The organism is Polaromonas sp. AER18D-145, assembly GCF_002379095.1.
Taxonomy (GTDB): Bacteria; Pseudomonadota; Gammaproteobacteria; order Burkholderiales; family Burkholderiaceae_C; genus Polaromonas.
In genome coordinates, this window is sequence record NZ_NBZV01000021.1 from 41781 (window position 1) to 64235 (window position 22455).

Sequence of the window (22455 nt, forward strand, 5' to 3'; positions counted from 1 at the left end):
GCGCTTGAAAACAACTGAGAGTCAACCATGAACGCACCAGCAAGTGGAACCGACCTTGAAAAGCTAGTGTTCTTCGACGAGCGCGCGGCGGTCCTGTACGTCTCGAAGCAACACACCTTTCATGCCTCGGTTTGTAGCTACGTGAGGCTCTTGCGAGCTAAGGTAGCGAAGTTCGAGGTGGTCGACGTTTCGATGGATGACATTCAGCGAAAGCTCGACAAGAAGGACGACGAGTCAAATCGCGACTTGGGACTCAGCGAGATGCAGGCTATCGCGGTCAGCTTGTTTCGCCGGGCCACCGAACGGAAAGCCTCCGACATTCACATTCGTGTGCAAAACAAGGGAACGACAAAGATCTTCATACGAGTCAACAATGATCTTGAGTTGCTAGAACAGCACCCAGGGGCCATGGGTCAGCTGCTCTGCTCCTCGATATACACGTCGATGGCGGGCATTTCTGCGGCGACATTCGAAGTCCTCAAGCGGCAGGATGGACGGATATCCGAGCGTGACAATCTGCCGGCGGGCCTCGACGGAATACGTATCGCGACAACTCCGCAAGTCGATGGCATGCTTATGGTGCTCCGCTTGTTGTACCAGGACGAAACCGTAGCCACGGACCTCGCGGCGCTTGGATACCCAGAGAACCAGCGCGAGCTGATCGCATTCATGAAATCGCGGCCGGAGGGGATCAACATCATCGCTGGCCCCACCGGCTCGGGGAAGTCGACGACCCTGCAACGCGTGCTCCTGTCAATTCAACAGGAAAGCAGGGGGGCAAAGCACATCATCACGGTTGAAGATCCACCCGAGTATCCAATGCCGGGGATCGTTCAAACGCCGGTGGCCAATGTATCCTCGTCCGACGAGAGGTCAGAAGCTTTCCAGAACGCGATTAAATCGACGATGCGTCTTGACCCTGACGTCATCATGATCGGAGAGGTGCGTGACCCCCCATCGGCCAAGCTTGCCTTTGAGGCCGCGATGACCGGGCACCAGGTCTGGACAACTGTTCATGCGAACAACGTGTTCGCCATCTTTGACCGTTTGATAGGCCTCGGGATTCCACCCAATTTGATGGCTGATCCTTCGATCGTTAAAGGCCTAATTTGCCAGAGGCTTGTGAAAGTCATCTGTCCCCATTGCCGGGTTTCGATCCAGGACGTTTGGGACCGCTACTCCGACGCTCAGCAGCGGAGGGTAATGGGACTCGGTTCGTGTGAGGACGTTCACGTGGCAGGACCGGGCTGCAAGCATTGCGAAAACACAGGCGTGATCGGACGGACAGTGGTGCCTGAAATCATCGTGCCCGACCAGAAGCTGATGATGCACATCCGTCGGGGCGACCGCGACCGCGCCTACACCTACTGGAAGGAGACCGGAGGCAAAACAATGCTCGATGTAGCGAAGGAGAAGATTGTCGCGGGCCTGATTGATCCGTTCCAAGCGGAGTTGGTGGTCGGACTCCTCGACGCGGGGCTTGAGCTGGATCCTGCCTTGTTGGAGCAAGCATGAACTTCGAGGACTTTGATGCAGGCTACGTCCGACTCCGCTTCAAGCTCAGAACTAAGGTTCGTCAGCGTGTTTGGCGGAAGCTCGCAAAGCTTCTGAAGGACGGAATCCCGATGATCGCCGGCCTTGAGGAAATCAGGGGGTTGCGACGGCCGAAAGCGGCGGAATCAATTGCGATAGGTGAATGGATTCGCTCCCTTGAGAACGGTGCAAAACTCTCGGATGCTGTGCGCACTTGGGTGAGCACGGAGGAATACATGCTGATCATGGCGGGCGAGCAGTCGGGAACACTGGCTGAAACGCTGACGTCCGTGGTGACCGTTGCGAAAGCAAAGGCCCAAATTCAAGGAGCGGTAATAGGAGGCATCGCATATCCGGCCTTCATCCTGATCCTCGCATTTGTGATGTTGTATTACTTCGGCTTCAAGATTATTCCAGCCTTCACCAAGGTCGCGCGGGGCGACTCCTGGACTGGTGTCGCGCGGGTAATGATCGACCTGTCAGTTTTCGTGAGGGCATGGCTCCCAGCGCTCATTTTTTCCTTTTGCGCCGGAGTTGTCGCATTCTTCTACTCGCTGCCCAATTGGAATTCTCCCGTGCGGGTCGCTCTCGACCGTTTTGCACCTTACAGCATCTATCGCGTCATGCAGGGTTCGGCCTGGCTGATCGCTCTCGCCGCGCTAGTGCAAGCGGGCGTGCGCCTTGAGGTGGCTATTCAACAACTGGGGGACGGCGCCTCCGCATGGGCAAGGGTGCGGATGGACGGCGCCCTTGCCGGCCTCAGATCTGGTCGCAACCTCGGAGATTCTCTTGAGCGAACAGGTTATGAATTCCCAGACAGAGAGATCAACGCTGACATACGTGTGTATTCCACTAAATCAGGATTCGAGGAAGCCCTTCGGCTTATAGGGAACGAGTGGATCACCGAGTCCGTTGAACGGATACAGGGCCTCATGGGCGTGGTGTTCATCGTGACCATGCTCGTTGTTGGCGGCTTCATTCTCTTCCTAGTGGCCGGACTCATGGGAATGATGCTGCAACTTGCACAAATCATGCAGCGCAGTGCGATTTGATTTCGATTTTTTAAACCAACCAGAGGAATTTTTATGACATTCATTCGGAATCGCAAATCAGCAAAACAGGGCGGTATGACGTTGATTGAGACTATCGTCTCGCTCTCCATTCTTGCCGTCGTCGTTAGCGTTGCTTTGTCCCTATACAACTCTGCAACGTCGCAGCAGGCTTCAACTCAGATGATGTCTGATTTGAGCGCGCTTCGTTCTGCGACCAAGTCTGTCTACTACGGGCAGGGCGGATACGGAAGCGCCAATTTGAACCAGGTGCTGGTTCACGCGAAGAAGGTGCCGACGACGATGCTGGTTACAGCTGGCACCCCGCCTGTAATTACCCACGGTCTTAGCGGAACCGTTTCAGTGACTGGAGCGGTGTCGGCGTTCACCATCTCAGTTACCAAAATTCCTACTGATGTTTGCCTGAATGTCCTTGCAGGCACCAAGGGCTGGAACTCTGTGCAGGTCGGTGCCGCTACGCCGGTAACGACGTTTCCCATTTCGCCAGACACGGCGTCAGCTCAGTGTTCTACATCTGACGACAACACGATCATCTTCCAGTCCACCTGACCGAAAAAGGGACCTATGGCACTCCTTTCAATTCCATTTACTGACCTGTACCTGGGTGAAACAAGTTCCTGGATGTCGGGAATGCCTGGGACGACAGATCCTGAGCCACCTCCTGAGGCTGACTTGCCGGAACTTGCTGCCCTGAGAACTGACTGCGAAAAGTATTTCGTTGCCAACCCTGACAGGGAAGGCTGGCCGATCCGACACGCCGGCATCAGCTATCGGGCATCTCTGATGAATACCATCAGCGAGCGCGTGTATGTCCTGCGCCGACTGAGCGAGACGATAACGCCTCTTGAGGAACTCGGCTTGCCTGTTCCAATTGTAGAGAGCCTCATGCGGCCGGGAATGACGGGGCTTATTCTGTTCTGCGGGACATTCGGTCAGGGCAAGACCACGACAGCGTCTTCAACTGTCTATTCGCGCATCAGTAAGTTCGGCGGTGTGGCTGTGACAGTTGAGGAACCTCCAGAAATGCCGCTTCATGGCCAACATGGCCTGGGCGTTTGCTACCAGACCTGGGTTCAGCCGGGCGAGTTCGGGCATGCCTGTCGCCAGGCGGTTCGCTGGGCACCGTCCATCATCTTTCTCGGGGAGATACGCGATTCGGAAACTGCAATTGAAGCGTTGCGGGCATCCATCAATGGCCGGCTTGTGATCTGCACTGCCCACGCTGACAACTGTGCCATGGCGCTTCAACGTGTGTTCGCACTTGCAACCGGGGACAACAACTCAGCGGATGACGTTCTGGGCATGCTTGCGTCAGGATTGGCCGGTGTGTTACATCAGCGCCTTGAGCGGACCGACAGGCGCAAGCAGCTCGTTGTTGAAAGCCTATTTTGTATTGGCGAAGACGAGACAAGTATTCGCGCGACGATCCGCCAACGCAATTTTGAAGCACTGAAGAATACTGTGGCGCTGCAGAAGAACAGAATGTTCTTTGGCGTGCGAAAAGCGACTGCTTAGCCATGCCATTAGTGGTCAGCATGTTCTTTGTTGCCATGGTTGCACTTCTTAGCGCTCTCTATGTACCTGCGCAGGAAGCACGGATGTCGCTTGCGTCCGCAGATGTGGGCGCGACATCTGCGCTGGCATATCGTGAATCGCTGATCAACTATCTCAATGCGAATCCGACGGCCACCGGCACGGTTCCTGACGCTTCCCTCACGCCGCTGTGGGGGCATCAGCGAAACCCGCGCTGGACGAACACGGTTTCATCCGGGACGCTGTTTGTCTATGAATCGAGTCCTTCAAACACACCCAAACTGCTACACGAGTTGTATCGAAAGACTCTCTCATCGTACACAGTGGGGCGGAACGCTTCCGGATTCGTTGTGAGTGCTAAAGGCTTCGCAACTGGTATCCCAGTCCCGGCAATGGTCCCTGACGGTGCAATTTTGATAGTGGGAAAATAATGGATTCGACTTTCACGCCCTCCGAAAACGACGTATTCAACGCCGGCCTGCCAACTTCTGCTGCGCTGCTGAAGAATGACGCGCCACGTGCAGGCCAGGCTGAAGAAACGCTCCCGAAGATCCTCGACGTTGTTTCAAGTCCTTTGCCATTCAGTGACATGCTCGTTACGGCCGACGAGGACGTGATGATTCGCAATGCAAACGGATGGTTGAAATTTGACAGGGCGCCTTATTCGGAGGCAGACATCGAGTTCATTTTGTGGCAAATGGACGCGCAGTGGGCTGAGTTGCTTCACCGTGGAGGTTTCAGTCGGCCGTACGTCGTAGGGAATTTCCGGCTTCGGGTTACGGCGTATCTCGCATTCAGAGGGGCGAAGAAGATGCTTGCGATTCGTCGGACCCCCGTCGACCCCATGCACTTCAAAGATACCGGGCTGCCGGACTCGGTAAAGCTGATGATCGAGAATCCACAAGGGCTGGTGCTCCTTTCCGGCGCGACTGGGGCAGGAAAGACCACCACCATGGCCGCGCTGGTCGATCAGCTGAATGAGACACGGAACTATCACATCGAGACGATTGAAGATCCCATTGAATTTGTGTTTAAGCGGAAGAAGTCCGTTTTCTCCCAGCGAGAGGTCGGCCACGACATTCCAACTTACAACGAAGGTGTTCGAGGCGCAATGAGGCAGCGTCCTGACGTGATCATCATCGGGGAGATTCGCGACAGGGATACGGCCGAGAACGCCATCCTGGCTGGCGAATCCGGCCATCTTGTGATCGCAACGCTGCACGCGAGTAGCGTCAGTGGTGCGATTCAGAAGCTCGTCTCGTTCTTTCCGGGTGAAGAATCTGCGAAATATGCATCACTCGCTTCGTCGCTGGTTGGGGTAATTCATCAGTGCATGGTGCCCGGTACCACTCAAGGTGAGGGAGTAGTGGCCACGGAGTTACTTTTCAATCACAAGCAGAGCTTCTCGGAGTTCTTGAACAGCCCGATAAAAATCAACGCGGCCCTCGACGAAAGGGTTGGCGGAATGTCGCAGTCACTTGCGATGTCTCTGCATAGCTTGGTCAAGGAAGGGAAAATCGCAAAGGCAGATGCGCTCAAGACAGTCGCAAGCCAGGGCTCTGCCCAAGCAAAGCTCATAAAGATGTTTGACCTGCAGGGTGTGCGATGAGCAGGAGGCAATCTGGCATAACGCTTGTTGAGGTCATGGCCGGGCTTGCAGTTCTTGCGGCTACGTTGGCCGGACTGGCAATGATGACCGACCAGTTCAGCGATGAAACCCGGTCTGCGCTTGCAGCCAGCCAAACACGCACCTTTGGTGAGGCCGCAAACGCTTACATTAAGGCCAACTATTCTGCCGTTCGGGGAGTTGCGACCCCGACAACGCCGGCCATGCTGGATGTGCCAACCTTAGTTGCTGCCGGCAATCTGACGGCCGGATTTGGGGCAACTAATGGGTTTGGCCAGAGTCTGTGTGCGTTGATCCTCCAGCCGGTCCCTGATCGCCTTCAGGCAATGGTCGTTAGCGAGGGTGGATTGCCGATTGACGATCTTTCATTGGGAACTATCGCTGCGGTCATTGGAGGAAGCGGCGGAGGGGTCTACTCTTCCGACCCATCAGTGATTCGGGGCGCTGTGGGGGGCTGGCAGATAAGCGCCAGCACGTTCGACAATTTGGCCAACAACGTCGGTCGGAAATGCGACTCGACTATTGGCAATGTTCGTGTGGCGCCTGGAACGCCAGCTATGGCACTTTGGTTCGAGAACGGCGATACCTCTTCAGCGTTTCTGTCGCGTGACGCAGTCCCTGGGCGTCCGGAACTCAATCACATGAATACCCCGCTGGTCATGAATGCTGTGCAGGTGGTGGATGCTGCTTGCACCGTGGTCGGGGCTATTGCTAGAGACACGTCCGGACTGGTCCTTTCATGCCAGGGTGGTCGTTGGAAAAGCCAGTCTACCTACTGGCAGGATCCAGTTCCTAGTTACGCTGCGCTACCAGCTTGTAATGCCTTGTCTGCTGGCCACACGCGAGTTGTTAGTAACCCAAGCGTCGGATCTGGTCCAAGGCCCTACACCTGCACGGGTGCAGCCTGGGCCGCACTGTCGGTGGACGACCAGGGGAACTCGTACCAGGCTGGAGTTGCTACCAATGCCGGCATGAATTCGAGTGGACGCATCAATGTCAGCACGAACGATTGGAGCATGTTTATGCTCGATGGAGCTGGCGGTGCAAACGCAGCGGCGAAGACCGCTCCAGGATCGGCCTACGTGAACGACATTTTTGTTCGTTCAGTTGGGAAGTGGGCGAGCGAGATACTCACTGGAAACACTGGGGTGCGTGGAATTCTGGGGCCCCTGAAGGGTAAGCAGATCACTTGTGTTGACCAATTTGGGCAAAGTCAGGCCTGGGCTTACGTTGACGGAAATGGTGATCCGTTCACGCGTATGTATATTCCCCCTCTCGGGTATGACTCTGGATGGGTGCCAGGCTTCGGGGTCCAGCACACTAGTGGTACCGACACTTTCAATGTTGGGTGGTATACGTTCGTCATGGCGTACAACGGTCAAGCAGGCGCTCAGTGCTTTGCGAACTGGCCTCCGACCTGAGTCGAATTTCGATGCTCAGGGGGCCTTACGACTTTAGCGTTGCGGATCACGGGTACAAACGGGGTGCCTGGGCGCGGTGCGGATCCCGACGAACGCAGCAAGGGTTGACCCTTGTCGAGGTAGTGGCAAGTCTTGGCATTCTCGCCGGTGTTTTTGCCGGCTTGGCGATGGTTGCAGACTCGTACTCCCAGGACACAAAAGCAACAATTGCAGCCACCCAACTCCGCACCTTCGGCGAGGCTTCCCGCGCCTATGTGAAGGACAACTATTCCGCAGTCCAGCTAGTTGCCGGACCAACTATTCCGGCGATGATCGACGCATCAACGCTCATTGCATCAGGGCACCTTACAGCAGAATTCTCCAGCAGAAATGCCTACGCGCAGACCATGTGTACCCTCGTGCTCGAGCCCACTGCGAACAAGCTGCAGGCGCTAGTAGTTTCTGAGGGCGGAACGCCGATTGACGATCTCACCCTCGGCGTGATTTCAGCAATTGTTGGCGGCAGTGGTGGCGCTGTGTATTCAACGGCTCCAGCAGCAATCCGGGGCGCTATGGGTGGATGGGAGCTAACGACCAGCGCTTTTGACGACCTGGCGAACAATGTGAGTCGCAGGTGCGATGGCACAGCTGGCAATGTACGGATCGCGCCCGGAACGCCTGCAATGGCCCTTTGGTTCGAAAATGGAGACACGTCGTCTGCCTTTCTCGCTCGGGATGCGGTTCCCGGTCGCCCTGAGCTCAATGAGCTAAACACACCGCTCGTTCTAAATTCCGTGGTCACCCTTGACGACGCGTGTACGCGTCCTGGAAGCATTGCCCGCGACTCTACCGGCGCTGTGATGAACTGCAGGCTCGGCCAATGGAAAGCTGCAGGTGGTGGGTCGGAGTTTTGGAAGGACCCTGTAAGTACATTTGCGTCCCTCCCGCCCTGCGACGCTGGAAGTGTTGGCCATACCAGAGTGGTGGAAGTCCCTTCAGTTGGCGGCGGTCCCCGTGCCTATTCTTGCATCGGTGGATCCTGGGCAGCGCTTTCCTTTAATGACTCAGGCAATCTCGTGGTCCCATCGAAGATTATTGGATCCGGAGGTCAAGGGACCTACGGATCGATAACGGTGCAGGGGGACAAGAACAGCTACGCGGGCGTCAATTTCAGGAATGCGGGCGGTGATGCCGCGGGGACGTTGATGATGCACTCATCATACGGGGGATTCTTTAGGGCCGATGACACCAATTGGCGTTGGTACGTCGATGAAGCCGGTAACTCATGGCAGCCAGGCACCCCAAACGTTGCCGATGTGTACATTCGCAGCATTGGACGCCATGCGAGTGTAATTTTCGGCGGCGCCTTCTCCACGAACATTTACGTCGGCTGCTACATTGGCAACCCACGAGCTGGTGGGGCATGTGGTTGTCCGAGCGGAACTGGCGCATATCCAAGTGGGCAGTTTTCCGTTTACGCTGGGTCAGATTCGAATGCGTATTTATGTCAGTAGTGACTGTTGCGAAGTTTGCCTTCCGTATTTCGAGTCGAACTGGAAGGAATAGGTCCGGGCTGGTTCGTCAAGCAGGAATTGCCCTTGTAGAGGTCGTCGCGAGCTTGGCGATCATCGCCGCCGCAACGGCGGGGCTGGTGGCGATGTCTGATCTGTATGCGGAGGACGCAAAGGCATCAATTGCCGCTGGACAGGTTCGCAGCTTTGGCAACGCGGCTCAGTCATACATCAAAGACAACTATGCAGCGGTCCAGGCAGTTGCCACGGACACTGCACCTGCCATGATTGACGCAGCCACCCTTGTAGCGGCCGGCGCGCTCCCTTCCGATTTCGCCACGCAGAACAGTTTCGGCCAGACTATGTGCGTGCTCGTCCTTGAGCCAACAGCCGGCCGGCTGCAGGCTCTGGTGGTCTCCGAAGGCGGCCGATCGATAGATGATCTGAGCCTCGGTGGAATTGCTTCGATGATCGGGGGTAGCGGCGGGGCAGTCTACGATGCAGATCCAGCCGTGATTCGTGGCGCCTCCGGCGGATGGCAAGTCCCAGCTGCAGCCTTTGACGACCGGACCAATAATATTGGCCGTCGTTGTGACGGGACTGTCGGCAACGTCAGGCTAGCCGCGGGAACTCCAGTGATGGCACTGTGGTTTGAAAATGGGGCTACTTCAACGGCGTTTTTGTCCCGCGATGCAGTGCCTGGCCGTCCAGAGCTCAATGAGATGAACACGCCCCTCGTGTTGAACTCGATTCAAGTTGTCGGCGATGCCTGCACCCGCTTGGGCGCCGTGGCCAGGAGCGCTGCCGGCGGGGTCCTTTCTTGCCAGAGCGGGCAGTGGAAGGCGCAAGGCTCGTCATTTTGGGATGATCCGGTTGCGACTTTCGCAGACTTGCCCAGCTGCGCTGCCGCTTCTGTGGGGCAGACGCGTGTCGCCATGACTTCTACTGTGGGCCCGGGACCGCGTGTCTACACGTGCAATGGCACTTCATGGGTCGCCTTGGCGGTCGATGACAGTGGAAACCTTTCAGCGCTCGGGACCGTGAGCGCCGGCAAGCTGCTACTCAGTGACTCGATCGTAAAGGGGACGTTTTGCCCGGTAGTCGGCCAGGTTTCCAAAGTTGCCAATGGAGAGGTCTATTCTTGTAAGAATAATGTTTGGACCAGAGCAGGGAGCAATTTCAGCTCCAACGCAATTGCTGGATATACGCCAGCCAACCAATCAATTTCCGGCTGTTATGCAGCACCTGGATATTTGACGGTAACCACACCCGGGTATTACGGCATTAACGTTGATGCAAACGCGTACCGATATTCAGGTTCATATGTCTCACTTAATGTGACCCTAATTTCCCCCGGGGGCGCGGGCGTATGTGGTGCATCCGATAACATGCAAGCGGGAGGCGGCGGGGGATATATGACGCCGTCAGGGTTCTGCCTGGAACATCTCGATGCTGGCACATACCAAATACTCGTCTCGGGAAGCGATGCAAGCTCCTGCAGCACCTCAAGCCTTTACATGATGTTCGTTGGATCTGCCCGAGTTCGCCTCTTGAGTGAGGACTAGGGACGCTACCCAAGACCCGTGCGAGGCTCCTATGGCGCGCAATTTCCTTCGAGAACGTCGACTGACCACCAACTGTTGATTCCAAAGGCAATTTGCGGTGAAATGTAGCTGCTTTGCAATTTTTGCATCTCGCGTGCCTTGTGCACGCCTTCAACAAACCGGATGGGTCAGCCCTTCCGGGTGTGCCCGACGAAACCGCAAGGGGTTGTATGGGCATTTACGTTTCGATATCACCTACCTCCCTCTTGGAGGCTTCGATCAGCTCGTCTGAGGCGAATGTGGCACATGCTGGGAGGGCACCATGATGTACGTCCTGGCATTTCTCATCGTGATGGGACTTGGCTTCTTCTTGAGGCCCTCGAACGGATCGCCAGATGCTGGTGGCCCGGTCGACGTCCTTGACGGTGATTCCGAAACACCTGGACAGGACGTTTCGCTCGCCTATCAGGATGACTTCATGTTCGATCAGAACTCGAGCGCTGGAGATCAAGAAAACGACTAGTCGTTAGCTCAACTCGGGGGATCTTGCCGTAAGGCAGGGCCTTTCCCTGACTTGGGAATTGATTTTTCCAACTCTTCGGCACTTCCGTGCCGTACGGCTGGAGATTTTGGGCAGCTTTTCGCTGCCAATCATTGGCGTCACTTGACGCCGCGTATCGAGCTTCGCTCGGTATTTCAACCCGCAGGGCCCGCCCTGACGGGAGGGCTTCTGCATTTTTATCTGGAGACAGTAGTGTCCGGTGAACGCCGCTCGGTTTCGGCAGGAAGCCAATAACCACGCGGGTTAGCGGCCCGTTTTATTTGGTGCCGATTTGAATTTCGAAGCCACTTTTGTGAGTAGTTTCCCCAGATTGACTTTTTTGGGGATTCCTCATGAATCTTGGCAAGACGCTTTTCGCCCAGTTGATGGAGTTTGTGCCCTGGACCAGCTTCGCTCGCATCGTTGCACGTTACTCCGGCGATGCGCGAGTCTCCGCGCTGCCCAGCACCGAGCACTTTCGCATCATGGCCTATGCGCAGCTGACCTGGCGCGAGTCCTTGCGCGACATCGAGGCGACGTTGGGTGCCAACCCCGCCAAGCTGTACGCGATGGGCCTGCGCCAAGCGGTGCGTCGCTCCACGCTGGCCGATGCCAACGAAAGACGCGACTGGCGTATCTGGGCTGATTTCGCTGCAGTCCTGATTCGCCGGGCCAACAAGCTCTATGCCGACGAGCCTCTGGGACTGGATGTGAACATCGCGGGCAATGTCTATGCGCTGGATTCGAGCACCGTCGACTTGTGCCTGAGCCTGTTTGACTGGGCGCCGTTTCGTTCGACCAAAGCGGCGATCAAGTTGCACACGCTGCTGGACTTGCGTGGCTCCATCCCCAGCTTCATTCACATCAGCGACGGCAAGGTGGCCGATGTCAATGTGCTGGATATCTTGCCGCTGGAAGCGGGTGCTTTCTACATCATGGATCGGGGCTATCTGGACTTTGCCCGTCTGTACACGATGCACCAGGGCGGAGCCTTCTTCGTCACCCGCGCCAAATCCAATTTCAACGCCAGGCGCGTGTATTCGTCCACGGTGGACAAGACTACAGGCGTGGTGTGCGATCAGTTGGTGGCACTCAATGGTCACTACGTTGCCCGCGACTACCCCGAGCAACTGCGCCGGGTGCGATTCAAAGAACCATCGACGGGAAAGTCGTTGATCTTTCTGACCAACAACACGACGTTGCCAGCGCCTGTTATCGCCCAGTTGTACAAGAACCGTTGGCAGGTGGAGTTGTTCTTCAAATGGATCAAGCAGCATCTGCGCATCAAGCGATTCCTGGGCAACAGCGAGAACGCCGTGAAGACTCAGGTCTGGTGCGCCATCGCCACCTACGTGCTCATCGCCATTGTCAAAAAGGAGCTGCAACTCAAATCCTCTCTCTACACTTGTCTACAGATTTTGTCGGTGTCGGTTTTCGAGAAAACCTTGATTTCATGCGCCTTGCAGACCGATGACTACAAAACACAACCACCACCCGACGCTAACCAGTTGATTTTGTTGGGGTTTTGACCGGACAGTAGTGATCTGGAGAAGAAAATGCAAGTCCTCAAAAATATGAGCCTGGTCAATCGTGTTCTGGCTGTTCTCTACGTTGCGGCTATTGCTGTGGTCCTCGGTTTCGCGCCAGGGGCAAAAGCACAGTCCGGCAACGTCTACGCCAGCTCGCAAGCGCAGGTGATGTCGCCGACCATGAAGGGTGTGATCCTGCAGGTCAGCATGAAGCTCGTGCAGCCCTCAGGCATCACGCGAACTGGTGGTGCGGCGATTGGTGGTGTCCTTGGCGGCCTGATGGGAAATCAACTCAGCGGGCAGGGCAAGGCATTTGCCAGCGTCCTGGGAGCGACTATCGGCGGGTTTGTGGGTGAACGCGCGGCAAACGCCGCGTTTTCATCGCGTGCCCAGGAACTGGTGATCGGGTTGTATAACCCGACCACCGGTGCCCTCAGCAGCACTGTGACTGTGATTCAGCCTGAGCCTTTCGAGGCAATGTCGCCGAATCAGCAGGTGCTCATCTCGAACACCAACGGGGTGTTCCGGGTGATCAAAATCAGCATGGACGCACAGACGGTCAGCTACCGCTGAGTTGTCTAAGTCAAGAAAAAGCCCGCACATCCGTGCGGGCTTTTTTTATGGTGCGCCCAGCAGGGCGCACTTACTCGGAGGTGAAAGTCCTCTACTCACCCGGTAAGGGGAAGAGTTAGCCGAAGGCAAGGGTTTCGCGGGCGACTGCGAGTCTGAAGGAAGCCGGATGGCAAAGCGCTGGCCTGACGAACAGGAAGCGGATATGAGGCGACGTTGTGGGGTAAGCAGTCCGTAATCTGCAAAGCCCAATACTTGCACGGAACACAACGGCGTAGATCCGACAGGCATAAGCGTGAAGGTAAGTGCGTCATACCTGGGGAGATCTGCATGCGTGCCTTGTGCTACCGAGATCGTGAGGTGTCGGGAAGCGCATGCAGAAGTCAGCAGAGGGCATAGTAGTTGTGGGACAGGAGGTAAACCAGAAAGAGCCCATGGCGAAGGCCTGAACTTGACATGAGTGGATAGTCACGCGTGATCTCTGTACGAACAGGACATAAGCCTATGGCAACGTAGGGCCTGCGGCAAGACTGGAGGGGCCGGAAGTCCCGAAAGTGGCGGCAGGTGTCTATTGGCCAACAGGCGACACGATGAACGAAACGAAGCTCGCTGGGGAAACCCAGTAGTCAGGAACCGCCGTATGCGGAACCGCACGTACGGTGGTGTGAGAGGGCTGAGGGGGTAACCCCTCACCCTACTCGATTCCGAAGAATTGTCTCCCGATCGGGAGTTAATCCTGAGTTAGGCTTCTTGCGGCGAGATCTTCGGCGTCATAGAGTTCCAAAGTGAGGGGCTTCTTCTGGGCGCGCGCCAACTTGATTACGGCATCTGCTCGTCTTCCCCCCTTCACCTCGAACACCACCAGCTGGTCGCAAGCATGGACCAGCTCCGCAACCATCTCCGCGCTGAAACGGCTGAGCGGCTGGCCCAGGTAGCGCACAGGCACGTAATGCGCCAAAGCCCAGTCATGTAGGCGCCATGCCGCTTTGCCATTGCAGAGAGACAAAAGCGTCCAACTGGGCTTGTTGGCCACCGTTTTGCTGATTTTGCGGCCGACAACGCTGTCAGGGGCCGTATTGGCACCAAAGGACGCGATCGTGGGACCGGCTGCCCACTCCATGAAGCGGTCGACGCAGGCGCCTACAAAGCGATCGGGCAGCTTCATGGCCCTGAGCTGCTCGAGGAGCTTCTCCTTGGCCATCATTTCTAACCCTAGATCAGGCCGGTCAATCGCGAGGAATCCGAGACCGGCAATCAGGACCGAATGACGGACCAGGTTCCAATCACTTCGCCAGTCGGATTGACGCGCCTTGGCAAACTTGCGGGCTTCCTTCACCGAGGGGCAAAAGAGGACGCTATCCCTGAGCTCGGCCTTTGCCGGCATGAACTTGACGCTTTCGTACCAGTGGGCCAGTGACATGTAGTGATGACGCACCCGCTCGGGCTGGCCCGGCGCGGGGACCCACGGACCGAAGAAGGAGGCTTTGAGCAGGTCGTCCGGGGGATTCGTCATCCGCCTATGGTAGGTCGCAGCCTCGGCGTGAGATCCCGCGCAATGGTGCAGTATTGGGCTATTGAGCCTGTGTGGGCGGGATGGCTCGAGTAGGGTGGTCGCGATCAATTGACCCAACAGTTGCAGCAAGCTAATATTCCAACCAATTGGCGATTCTCGCCTTTGCTGGTCCAGTACCAGCCTGACGTTCGCTACATGGTCATCATGTAGCAGGCGCCCAACTTCGGGGCGCCGCATGACCAAATGCCCGGCTCCGGGCACCTCTGATAGCTCGCCCAGCGCGTGCTTGTCAGCGGCACGGTCACTTCACACCCAAGCAATTCCGGCCAAAACGGTCAATCTCAACTTGCACGCGTCCGCGCGCGCACGTGAGGGGATCGGCCTGGGGCAACTAACAAATCGAGCCACGCGGCTCAAAACTAGGAGTTTTATATGGCTGGAATCCAAAACAGTCGTGACCCCATTCTCGAACGCAAGCGGCGCATCACCATCTCGATCCCGGGGTATGACGCGGCGAAGGAAGTCAAGAAGGTCGCGGATCGGTTCAAGCGGCATCGCGAGAGCGAGAAGCAAAAAAGTGAGCATGTCGCGCACCAGGCGAAAGCCGTTCTGGCGGCCCAAGACGCCAAGGATGAACAGCAATTGAGCGAGCTGAATTCATGGCTGGTCAAACCAACGGCGGAGTCTCCGAAGGCCTCGGCGAACACTCAGGAAGGGAATGCGCAATGTATCTTCCTCTGAAACGCTGGTTCATTGCTCCGTCGCTGCCGGCGTACACCGTGCAAACGAAACGCTCGTCAAAAAGGGCCGAATGGGCAGGAGCTGCATTCGGTGTGATCGGCGCGGTCCTGCTCTGCCTGAACATCGACATGTCGCCATACGGTTGGCACTTCCTGCTGTTGTCCAACATCTGCCTGATTGCGTACGCGGTCCAGATCAGGGCACTTGGCCTGTTGATGATGCAAATCGTCTTCTTGGCCACGTCGTTCACTGGCATGGTGAGGTGGATGACGTGATGTCACGCAGCGATCTTCAACGGGCGCAGAAGCCCACAGTACGAACGCATGCGGGAAACGTCGGCCTGGCCGGTGCAATCGGCGGCGGATCAGCTATCGAAGTCACAGCCTTCGCGGGAAAACACTTCGGTGGCTCGCGGTTTGCGATTGAAACGCAGGTCTACGAGCGTCATGTCGGATGGCCCAGCAAGGCGATTCGCACGCACGCTCTGTACCTGGAGGAGGGCGCACGGCTGGACGGGCTCATCTCTGCAGCAACCCGCGCTGGGCGTCATGAGGCGCCGGCGGAGTTCGCGTATTCGACGGTGGACGCAGACGGCGACACCGTCGTTCCGAAGCGTCAGAGCTTCACGCTCATGCGTGTCAACGATGGCGACCGCACCGGCTGGCTGATCACTCAGTAGTCGTTTCGCGATCCGGGGCTTGCCCCATAACTCAAATGCAAACGCATTGGGGCCCCTTCTTCAGGGGCCTTTCTAAATGGCAGCCAGCGATGCGCTGCCATTTGGAAAGGCTGAAAGGCCAACGAAATCGAATGAGAGCCGCAAGGCTTTCACGATGCGCTCCGGCGGCTTTGTCCGCGGGACGTGCCGACAACTATTTCCACCTTGTGGGGACTCGCTTCTCCCACAAGGGGAGAGTCGCGTTCTCGCAATTCCTCAACGAATTGGAGAAAACGATGGGTACTTCCCATATCAAAAATCAGTCAACGGATTCCTCCGTATGGCTGGCAGGTTTCAGCATCGACGACTTCGTGGTCCCGTCCAAAAAGACGGAGATTGCGCAGGTTGCCGAAGTTGTCACCAAAGTCGTGCTCGACATGGCGACAGTAGATCTGGACGACGGAGGCTTGCCTCTTGAAGAAACAGAGCAGACGGACAGATCAGCTTTCGCGGAAGTGATTGCTGAATGGGGCGTCAAGGATGATCAAGAGCAGGACTGGGCGGACCGCAAGGTTCCCTGGCCTCAAATTGATCCCGACTCGTTTAAGCCTGCAGCGACCGCGGAGCGCCGCATTGAGGACAACCTCAATGCGATCAAGCTCATGCGGGAGATCCAGGCCACGGGCCGACCAGTCGACGACGCGGACAGGGCATCCCTGCTTCGCTACTGCGGCTGGGGCGGTTTGGCCAAGATTTTCGCGCCAGATGGATCTACGCCTCACGGCTGGGCCCACTACCGCGACGAGCTGGAGCTGCTGACGAGTGAGAAAGAGTTCACTCAAATGCGTTCGTCGATCACATCGGCGTTCTTTACCGATCCCGCGCTGGTCCGCGCCGCATGGGAAATCGTGCGCCACCTGGGTTTCAAGGGTGGCAGGGTAATCGAGCCAAGTGCAGGGCCGGGCCATTTTCTTGCCGGCATGCCGGCTGATCTTGCCAACAAGAGCCAGATCAGTGCAGTCGAGCTCGATCCGATCAGCGCAGCGCTGCTGGAGACGGGTTTTGCTCCCTTGGGTGTGCAGGTTCAGTCCTGTGCACTCGAGAAAGCGAACCTGCCAGTAGCGTTTTACGACTGTGTGATTGGCAATGTGCCGTTCGGCAACTTCCGGTCGCTTGACACGTCAACCGCTGCCTACGCGGACTGGAGCATCCACAATTGGTTCATAGCGAAAGCTGTTGACCTGGTGCGCCCCGGTGGACTGATCGTTTTGATCACATCACGTCACACGATGGACAGCACCAAAAGCGCTCATCGCAAGTGGCTCGCGGCGCATGCCGAACTGCTCGGTGCATACCGGCTGCCGACAATGGCGTTCAAAGGCCAGGCAAACACCGAGGCTGTCACCGATCTCATGGTCTTCAAGAGACGTGAGATGCCCGACTTCAACGCGGGCGGGTGGATTGAAATGGCAAAGGCAACGGAGACGATGCTCAAGCCAGGCCAGCCAACCAGCTACTACAGCCCGTCGCGCGGAAATTGCACGTACGACCCGCAGATCAACAGCTACTACGTCCGCCATCCGGAGAATGTGGTCGGCCTGTTGGAATGGGAGTCTGGCCAGTTCGGTGAGAGCTTGAATCCGAAGTTCGGTGGTCACATCGAGGCGTTGGAGGCGGCGTTGTCCGAAAGGACTGCAAAGCTGCCGGCTCTGGTCTACCAACCAGATCAACGAAACCAGGAAGGCGTGGCCCCCAGCGGGCTGAATCGCTACAGCTTGGATGCGCACATCTCACCTGGTTCGTTCGTCCTGAAAGACGAAAGGATCTGTGTGTCAGAAGGCGCCGAGCTGCTGGATGTCGATTCGATGTACACCGGGACGGCGCGCAAGCGTCTGATCGGGATGATCGTGTTGAAGTCAAAAGTGGTCGATGTGATCGCGCACCAGGCAAAGTCCCAGGACGATGTCCGGCTCGCTGAGCTGCAAAAGGACCTGAACCGGGAATACGACAATTTCGTCAGTGCCTGCGGATACCTGAGCACGAGCGCCAACAGTCGCTTGATGCGTGCAGACCCCGACTGGCCAGTCATGCTGGCTCTGGAGGTCTGGAATGACGAGGAAGGTAAGGCTGAGAAGGCCGACATTTTCTCGATGCGGACCGTGGGACACAGAACGGTGCCGGAGAAAGTGGACAACGTCAAGGACGCCATGTTGATCAGTCTTGCTCTATACGGGCAGATCGTTCTCAAGGACCTTTCGCTTCGCACCGGCACGCCGGTGATGCAAGTGGTGAAGGAACTGAGCGAACAGCAACTGGCATTCCGAGATCCGGTGGCCGCGAAGTGGGTGCCGGCGGATGAGTACCTTTCGGGGCACATCAGGGACAAGATGATTGCTGCAGCTGCTGCAGGCCCCGCGTATGCGGGGAACGTACCGGCGCTCGAGGCGGTTTTGCCTCGTGACCTTGGACCGCTGGATGTGGAGGCACGCCTTGGGGCGCCATGGATCCCAGTGGATGTGATTGAACAGTTTGCAACCGAGCTAGTGAATGCCAAGGCGAGCGACATTACCGTCTCGTTTGAAGCGTCTACGGCTTCGTGGAGTCTCAAAACGTCGAACTGGCGTGTTGAGTATGTTGGCGACAACATCCTGCAGACAGTGAAATGGGGCACTAGCAAGCGATGCGCTCTGGTGTTGATTGAAGCGGCGCTGAACCAGCAGCCACCCACCATCACGGTGGAGTGCGACGGAAAGCGTGTGGTTGACCGAATGGCCACACTTAGCGCGCGAGAGAAATGGCAGGCGATCCGGGATCAGTTCCGGGTCTGGATCTACCAGGACGCCGACAGGCGCGACCGATTGCTACGGATCTACAACGATCTGTTCAATCAGCTGGTCGAACGGAAATATGACGGCTCGCACCTGCTCCTGCAGGGGATGTCGTTGGTGATGGACCCATACGGGCATCAAAGAGATGCCATCTGGCGCATCCTTGTCAACGGTAATACGTTGCTCGGACACTGCGTTGGCGCTGGCAAGACGATGGTTTTATGTGCTGCCTCGATGGAGATGCGGCGGCTGGGTAAGGCTGTGAAGCCTGTCCATGTCGTTCAAAACTCAACCCTGGAGCAGTACACGGCCGAGTTCGTTCGCTTGTACCCTCAGGCGAAAGTGCTGATGGCGAGTAAGGAAACTTTGCATGGGATTAATCGCAGAACTTGGTGCGCGAGGGTCGCGACTGGGGACTGGGATGCGATTGTCATGACTCAGGCGACCTTCGAAAGATTGCCAGTTTCACCAGTGGTTCAGCAGACATTTGTTGAGCAGATGTTGTCGGAAGCACGCGCGTCAGCGCAAATGGCAACCGACTCAGGCGCTAAGCGTTCTCTCAAGGAGATCGAGAAGCGAATGAAGGACCATGAAGCCCGTTTGGAGCGAATGGTTCAGACAAAAGCGGATGTGGACTGCATCTGGTTTGACGAGTTGGGAATCGACGCGATCATGTATGACGAGGCGCACTCGGTAAAAAATTTGGGGAGAATCTCCAAGATGCCTCGCATTGCAGGGTTGCCGAACGTCGCGTCACAACGAGCGTTCGATGCATTCGTGAAGACGAGACTGATCATGGCTGCGCGAGGGGGAAAGCAGGAGGGCATTGTCTTCGCGACTGCAACCTTCCTGACCAATTCGATTGCAGAGATGCATACCTACCAGGTATTTCTGCAGCCTGAAACACTCAAGAAATTCGGCTTGTACGAATTTGACTCGTGGAGTGCAAGCTTCGGCGAGAGCGTAACGGGCATTGAGTTGGCACCAGACGGGAGTGGCTATCGGATGAACACTCGGTACTCCCGTTTCGTTAACCTGCCTGAGCTTATGGCGATCTTCAGAGAGGTCGCTGACATCCGTACAAAGCGGATGTTGAACTTGCCGACGCCGGTGATTGTCGGGGGAAAGCCGCAGACGATGGTGGCCAAGCCAAGTGCAGAGCTACTTGAAATTGTGGCCGGGCTTGTGAAACGAGCCGATGCGATCCGTAACAGAGCGGTTAAACCCGAAGACGACAACATGCTTGCAGTCACCAATGACGGCCGCAAAGCCGCGTTGGATGTAAGAATGGTGAACCCCATGCTGCCAGCGAACCCACAAGGTAAGTTGGCGATTGCAGCGGACAACATGGTGCGGATCTGGAACGAGGGGCATGCGCTGAAGGTGACTCAGTTGGTCTTTTCCGACCTGGGCACACCGACGGGGTCCAGCTTCAACATCTATGCGGAAGTCAAAAGGCTTCTGGTAGAGAAGGGCGTCCCAGCGGCGGAAGTCGAATTCATACACAGCCATTCGAGCGACAAGGCGAGAGCCAAGTTGTTTGAGCGGGTTCGCGGAGGCGCAGTGCGCTTCTTGTTGGGCTCGACTAAGCTGATGGGTACAGGAACGAACGTGCAGATGCGTTTGAAAGCGATTCATCAAGTGGACGGGCCGTGGGTCCCCTCGGATGTTGAGCAGCGTGACGGCCGGGGTGATCGACAGGGCAACCTGAACGAGAGCATCGAGCTGTGGCGGTACGTTACTGAGCGGAGTTTTGACGCGTACTCGTGGCAGCTTCTTAATACCAAGGCCAACTTCATCGAACAGGTGATGACGGCCGGCTCGGGCTTGAGAACTATCGAAGACATCTCGATGTCGGCGATGACGTACGCGGAGATCAAGGCGATCGCATCGGGGAACCCCCTGGTGATGGAAAAAGCCGGGATCGACGCTGATGTGCAGAAGTACTCGCTGCTCCGCGGCCAGTGGGAAGAGCAACAGTGGAGGGCCAGCAGCAGTGAGCGAGCTATCAAGTCACGCCTGGCCCGGATCGACAAATTGATTCCGGCGATTGAAGAAGACGCCAAGCTGGCGATGGCAGTCAATGAAAAGACGGTGTTCGCTCCGGCTACCAGCATCGCCCAGAAGGCGGTGGATGCAGCAGGAAGTGGAATGACAGGCCTCGCGGCCGCGTTCCGGGCACATTCCAACATGGGCGGCAGCATTGCCGGCGGAAGCATTGAGATTGGCAAGATCGGGGGATTCGCAGTCGAGTACGCCAAGATTGCGTGTCAAGCGGTCATGTATGTGGTCGGTCCGAACAGCCAGGAGGAAATTCGGGTCGAGAGGCCTCACATGAACGACCTCGGCGGGATGGCCAAAGCGGTGATGGTGACGGTTAAGTCCTTCACCACCGCATCGGCCGAATTGAGGGCAGAGTACGGTCGCAAGACCAATGAGCTCGCCTCAGCGAAGCAACTGCTGGCCCAGGAGTTCGAGTATGCGGATCGCCTTGCGGCACTGCTCGAAAGGCAGCGTGAGATAAACGCTGAACTGGATCTTGATAAAGACGCCGCGGGAACCCAAACCATGGCGGCCGAAGCAGGTTAAGCCTGCTTCAATAAATTTGCCACATCGGCAACCTTGAGCCCTCTACTGCAAAGTAGGGGGCTTTTTTTTGGCCTGTATTTACCGGGATAGCGGACTTAGGTCCGCACCCGGTTCCGGCGGCACTGACGCCTGCCGGCAGCGGGTGGTTGGCCGGCCTTGCGCGACAGGGCGCATGGAAACGCATATAGCCATTCAAAACCACATCAGGAAGCGAAATGGGCGAGGCAAAACGTCGAGGCTCACTTGAAGCCAGAACTCAGGACGAATTCGCCAGGCTCAGGGCGGCGCTTCCCGACTCTGTGACATGCAACAACTGCGGCGCCGAGCTTCGCGAAATTCGCCCGATCGACGTGCAGGCGATGGAAGGCATGCGAGCGGCTGGTGTTGCAGTTTGCACGTCGTGCTCGCACGACACCTGGGCTGTTGACGGCACGCCGGACGCACTCCGAGAATTTCAGCAGTTTCTTGAAGAAGAACACGGCGGTGCGGCTGTTTCGTCAGGGATTGCGCGAAAGCCTACCTAAACGCTGATCGGTTGAACTGGCAAACGGCCTGAACTGCGGGGCCAGAGGCAGATGGCCAGCAAGACAGACGAAGTCACCACCCGTCGGCTGCAGCGCTGTCTATGACGACTTGCCGGGCCCGCTTGAGCGCAGCAGCAGTGCGTTCAGGTTTGGTCGCAAGGTCCTTTTCCCACTCAGCCAGCCAAGCACGAGCCGATTCGAGCGATTCGAACGTGGCCAGTACCGCTCGCGGGAGGCGAGGATGGAGTGAGCCGATCGTCAGAGAATAGGAATCGGCGTCAATCGTCATAATCGGTCGGTCGAGGAATTCGAGCCAGTTTGCCAACTTGGCCGCTGCAATTTCCTTCGCGCTTGCGAGATTTTTCGCGGTGCCGTACCAGGTGCTTCTGTCATGGGCACCTCCGTCGAGACACCGAACGTCGAAGGTTCCATCGCCGCGGGTGACAGCAAAAGGCTTGAGCCACCATTGCGCAAGTTCACTTGCTGGGCGATCTTCGTTGGGGGTGTAGTCAAACATCGGCCGCAGGACGGGGTCTACCGGCAGTTCACGCTCCGATGCGGCCGCCGGCACAGGCACCGCCGCATTCTTGCCTTGCGTTACGGCATGCCAGCTTGCGAACCCGAATTCGCGGGCCACCACGTCCAGGGTGGCGTTGTAGGAGGCGTTTGTAGCATTTGCGCGCCGCTTGGCCTCGCGCTTGATGTTGGCCAGGAGGGTGGCAGTAGGAGGTTTGCTCATCTCGT

19 protein-coding genes are annotated in these 22455 nt (G+C 57.1%); 17 read left to right on the plus strand and 2 right to left on the minus strand.

The window, feature by feature from the left end; genetic code table 11:
* Positions 1-27: 27 nt before the first annotated feature.
* The 12 genes from B7G52_RS12145 (at position 28) to B7G52_RS12200 (ending at position 12861) form a co-directional block, all read left to right on the plus strand.
* Positions 28-1515, plus strand: a complete 1488-nt coding sequence (locus B7G52_RS12145; protein WP_096697844.1) for a GspE/PulE family protein — start codon at positions 28-30, stop codon at positions 1513-1515.
* A complete protein-coding gene (locus B7G52_RS12150) occupies positions 1512-2585 on the plus strand; it encodes a type II secretion system F family protein (protein ID WP_096670350.1) in 1074 nt (357 codons plus the stop codon). Before B7G52_RS12145 ends, B7G52_RS12150 begins: the two co-directional genes overlap by 4 nt.
* A gap of 33 nt (positions 2586-2618) precedes the next feature.
* Positions 2619-3152 (plus strand): type 4 pilus major pilin, encoded by a 534-nt coding sequence (locus B7G52_RS12155; RefSeq protein WP_096670353.1) that lies wholly within the window; start codon positions 2619-2621, stop codon positions 3150-3152.
* A gap of 15 nt (positions 3153-3167) precedes the next feature.
* Positions 3168-4118: an ATPase, T2SS/T4P/T4SS family gene (locus B7G52_RS12160; RefSeq protein ID WP_096670354.1), complete on the plus strand. Its 951-nt coding sequence runs from the start codon at positions 3168-3170 to the stop codon at positions 4116-4118.
* A gap of 2 nt (positions 4119-4120) precedes the next feature.
* Positions 4121-4567 (plus strand): type IV pilus biogenesis protein PilM, encoded by a 447-nt coding sequence (gene pilM / locus B7G52_RS12165; protein WP_096697845.1) that lies wholly within the window; start codon positions 4121-4123, stop codon positions 4565-4567.
* Positions 4567-5745 carry a type IV pilus twitching motility protein PilT gene (locus B7G52_RS12170; protein WP_096670358.1) on the plus strand — a complete coding sequence of 393 codons (1179 nt, stop codon included), beginning with the start codon at positions 4567-4569 and terminating at the stop codon, positions 5743-5745. The genes pilM and B7G52_RS12170 overlap by 1 nt, the downstream gene beginning before the upstream one ends.
* Positions 5742-7184: a shufflon system plasmid conjugative transfer pilus tip adhesin PilV gene (pilV, locus tag B7G52_RS12175; RefSeq protein ID WP_096697846.1), complete on the plus strand. Its 1443-nt coding sequence runs from the start codon at positions 5742-5744 to the stop codon at positions 7182-7184. Before B7G52_RS12170 ends, pilV (B7G52_RS12175) begins: the two co-directional genes overlap by 4 nt.
* A gap of 104 nt (positions 7185-7288) precedes the next feature.
* Entirely contained in the window at positions 7289-8677 is a 1389-nt protein-coding gene (pilV, locus tag B7G52_RS12180) for a shufflon system plasmid conjugative transfer pilus tip adhesin PilV (RefSeq protein WP_240523431.1), read from the plus strand.
* 104 nt (positions 8678-8781) lie between these two features.
* Positions 8782-10239: a shufflon system plasmid conjugative transfer pilus tip adhesin PilV gene (pilV, locus tag B7G52_RS12185; protein WP_096670364.1), complete on the plus strand. Its 1458-nt coding sequence runs from the start codon at positions 8782-8784 to the stop codon at positions 10237-10239.
* A 301-nt stretch (positions 10240-10540) separates the two neighbouring features.
* Positions 10541-10741, plus strand: coding sequence for a hypothetical protein (locus B7G52_RS12190; protein WP_096670366.1), 201 nt, complete (start codon positions 10541-10543; stop codon positions 10739-10741).
* 371 nt (positions 10742-11112) lie between these two features.
* Positions 11113-12288 carry an IS4 family transposase gene (locus tag B7G52_RS12195; protein ID WP_096697847.1) on the plus strand — a complete coding sequence of 392 codons (1176 nt, stop codon included), beginning with the start codon at positions 11113-11115 and terminating at the stop codon, positions 12286-12288.
* A 27-nt stretch (positions 12289-12315) separates the two neighbouring features.
* Positions 12316-12861 (plus strand): hypothetical protein, encoded by a 546-nt coding sequence (locus B7G52_RS12200; RefSeq protein WP_096697848.1) that lies wholly within the window; start codon positions 12316-12318, stop codon positions 12859-12861.
* A 727-nt stretch (positions 12862-13588) separates the two neighbouring features.
* Here B7G52_RS12200 and B7G52_RS12210 read toward each other — a convergent pair.
* Positions 13589-14371 carry a hypothetical protein gene (locus B7G52_RS12210; protein WP_096697849.1) on the minus strand — a complete coding sequence of 261 codons (783 nt, stop codon included), beginning with the start codon at positions 14369-14371 and terminating at the stop codon, positions 13589-13591.
* A gap of 432 nt (positions 14372-14803) precedes the next feature.
* Here B7G52_RS12210 and B7G52_RS12215 point away from each other — a divergent pair, with 432 nt between their 5' ends.
* The 5 genes from B7G52_RS12215 (at position 14804) to B7G52_RS12235 (ending at position 21711) form a co-directional block, all read left to right on the plus strand.
* Positions 14804-15112, plus strand: coding sequence for a hypothetical protein (locus tag B7G52_RS12215; protein ID WP_096697850.1), 309 nt, complete (start codon positions 14804-14806; stop codon positions 15110-15112).
* The gene (locus tag B7G52_RS23335; protein ID WP_170954757.1) at positions 15097-15387 is read left to right on the plus strand and encodes a nicotinamide mononucleotide transporter; all 291 of its coding nucleotides are present in this window, start codon (positions 15097-15099) and stop codon (positions 15385-15387) included. The genes B7G52_RS12215 and B7G52_RS23335 overlap by 16 nt, the downstream gene beginning before the upstream one ends.
* Positions 15375-15791 carry a hypothetical protein gene (locus tag B7G52_RS12225; RefSeq protein WP_141397445.1) on the plus strand — a complete coding sequence of 139 codons (417 nt, stop codon included), beginning with the start codon at positions 15375-15377 and terminating at the stop codon, positions 15789-15791. Before B7G52_RS23335 ends, B7G52_RS12225 begins: the two co-directional genes overlap by 13 nt.
* Positions 15792-16066: 275 nt before the next feature.
* The gene (locus B7G52_RS12230) at positions 16067-21187 is read left to right on the plus strand and encodes a helicase-related protein (protein ID WP_096697862.1); all 5121 of its coding nucleotides are present in this window, start codon (positions 16067-16069) and stop codon (positions 21185-21187) included.
* 215 nt (positions 21188-21402) lie between these two features.
* A complete protein-coding gene (locus B7G52_RS12235) occupies positions 21403-21711 on the plus strand; it encodes a hypothetical protein (protein ID WP_096697853.1) in 309 nt (102 codons plus the stop codon).
* A gap of 73 nt (positions 21712-21784) precedes the next feature.
* Here the strand turns inward: B7G52_RS12235 and B7G52_RS12240 are convergent, their stop codons facing one another.
* A complete protein-coding gene (locus tag B7G52_RS12240; protein WP_096697854.1) occupies positions 21785-22450 on the minus strand; it encodes a hypothetical protein in 666 nt (221 codons plus the stop codon).
* Positions 22451-22455: the final 5 nt, after the last annotated feature.

Coding starts and splice junctions, on each gene's coding strand:
- B7G52_RS12230 (WP_096697862.1), top strand. CDS start 16,067: ATGGGTACTTCCCATATCAAAAATCAGTCAACGGATTCCTCCGTATGG.
- pilV (WP_096697846.1), top strand. CDS start 5,742: ATGAGCAGGAGGCAATCTGGCATAACGCTTGTTGAGGTCATGGCCGGG.
- B7G52_RS12155 (WP_096670353.1), top strand. CDS start 2,619: ATGACATTCATTCGGAATCGCAAATCAGCAAAACAGGGCGGTATGACG.
- B7G52_RS12170 (WP_096670358.1), top strand. CDS start 4,567: ATGGATTCGACTTTCACGCCCTCCGAAAACGACGTATTCAACGCCGGC.
- B7G52_RS12145 (WP_096697844.1), top strand. CDS start 28: ATGAACGCACCAGCAAGTGGAACCGACCTTGAAAAGCTAGTGTTCTTC.
- B7G52_RS23335 (WP_170954757.1), top strand. CDS start 15,097: ATGTATCTTCCTCTGAAACGCTGGTTCATTGCTCCGTCGCTGCCGGCG.
- B7G52_RS12200 (WP_096697848.1), top strand. CDS start 12,316: ATGCAAGTCCTCAAAAATATGAGCCTGGTCAATCGTGTTCTGGCTGTT.
- B7G52_RS12240 (WP_096697854.1), bottom strand. CDS start 22,450: ATGAGCAAACCTCCTACTGCCACCCTCCTGGCCAACATCAAGCGCGAG.
- B7G52_RS12160 (WP_096670354.1), top strand. CDS start 3,168: ATGGCACTCCTTTCAATTCCATTTACTGACCTGTACCTGGGTGAAACA.
- B7G52_RS12195 (WP_096697847.1), top strand. CDS start 11,113: ATGAATCTTGGCAAGACGCTTTTCGCCCAGTTGATGGAGTTTGTGCCC.
- B7G52_RS12215 (WP_096697850.1), top strand. CDS start 14,804: ATGGCTGGAATCCAAAACAGTCGTGACCCCATTCTCGAACGCAAGCGG.
- B7G52_RS12190 (WP_096670366.1), top strand. CDS start 10,541: ATGATGTACGTCCTGGCATTTCTCATCGTGATGGGACTTGGCTTCTTC.
- B7G52_RS12210 (WP_096697849.1), bottom strand. CDS start 14,371: ATGACGAATCCCCCGGACGACCTGCTCAAAGCCTCCTTCTTCGGTCCG.
- pilM (WP_096697845.1), top strand. CDS start 4,121: ATGCCATTAGTGGTCAGCATGTTCTTTGTTGCCATGGTTGCACTTCTT.
- B7G52_RS12235 (WP_096697853.1), top strand. CDS start 21,403: ATGGGCGAGGCAAAACGTCGAGGCTCACTTGAAGCCAGAACTCAGGAC.
- B7G52_RS12150 (WP_096670350.1), top strand. CDS start 1,512: ATGAACTTCGAGGACTTTGATGCAGGCTACGTCCGACTCCGCTTCAAG.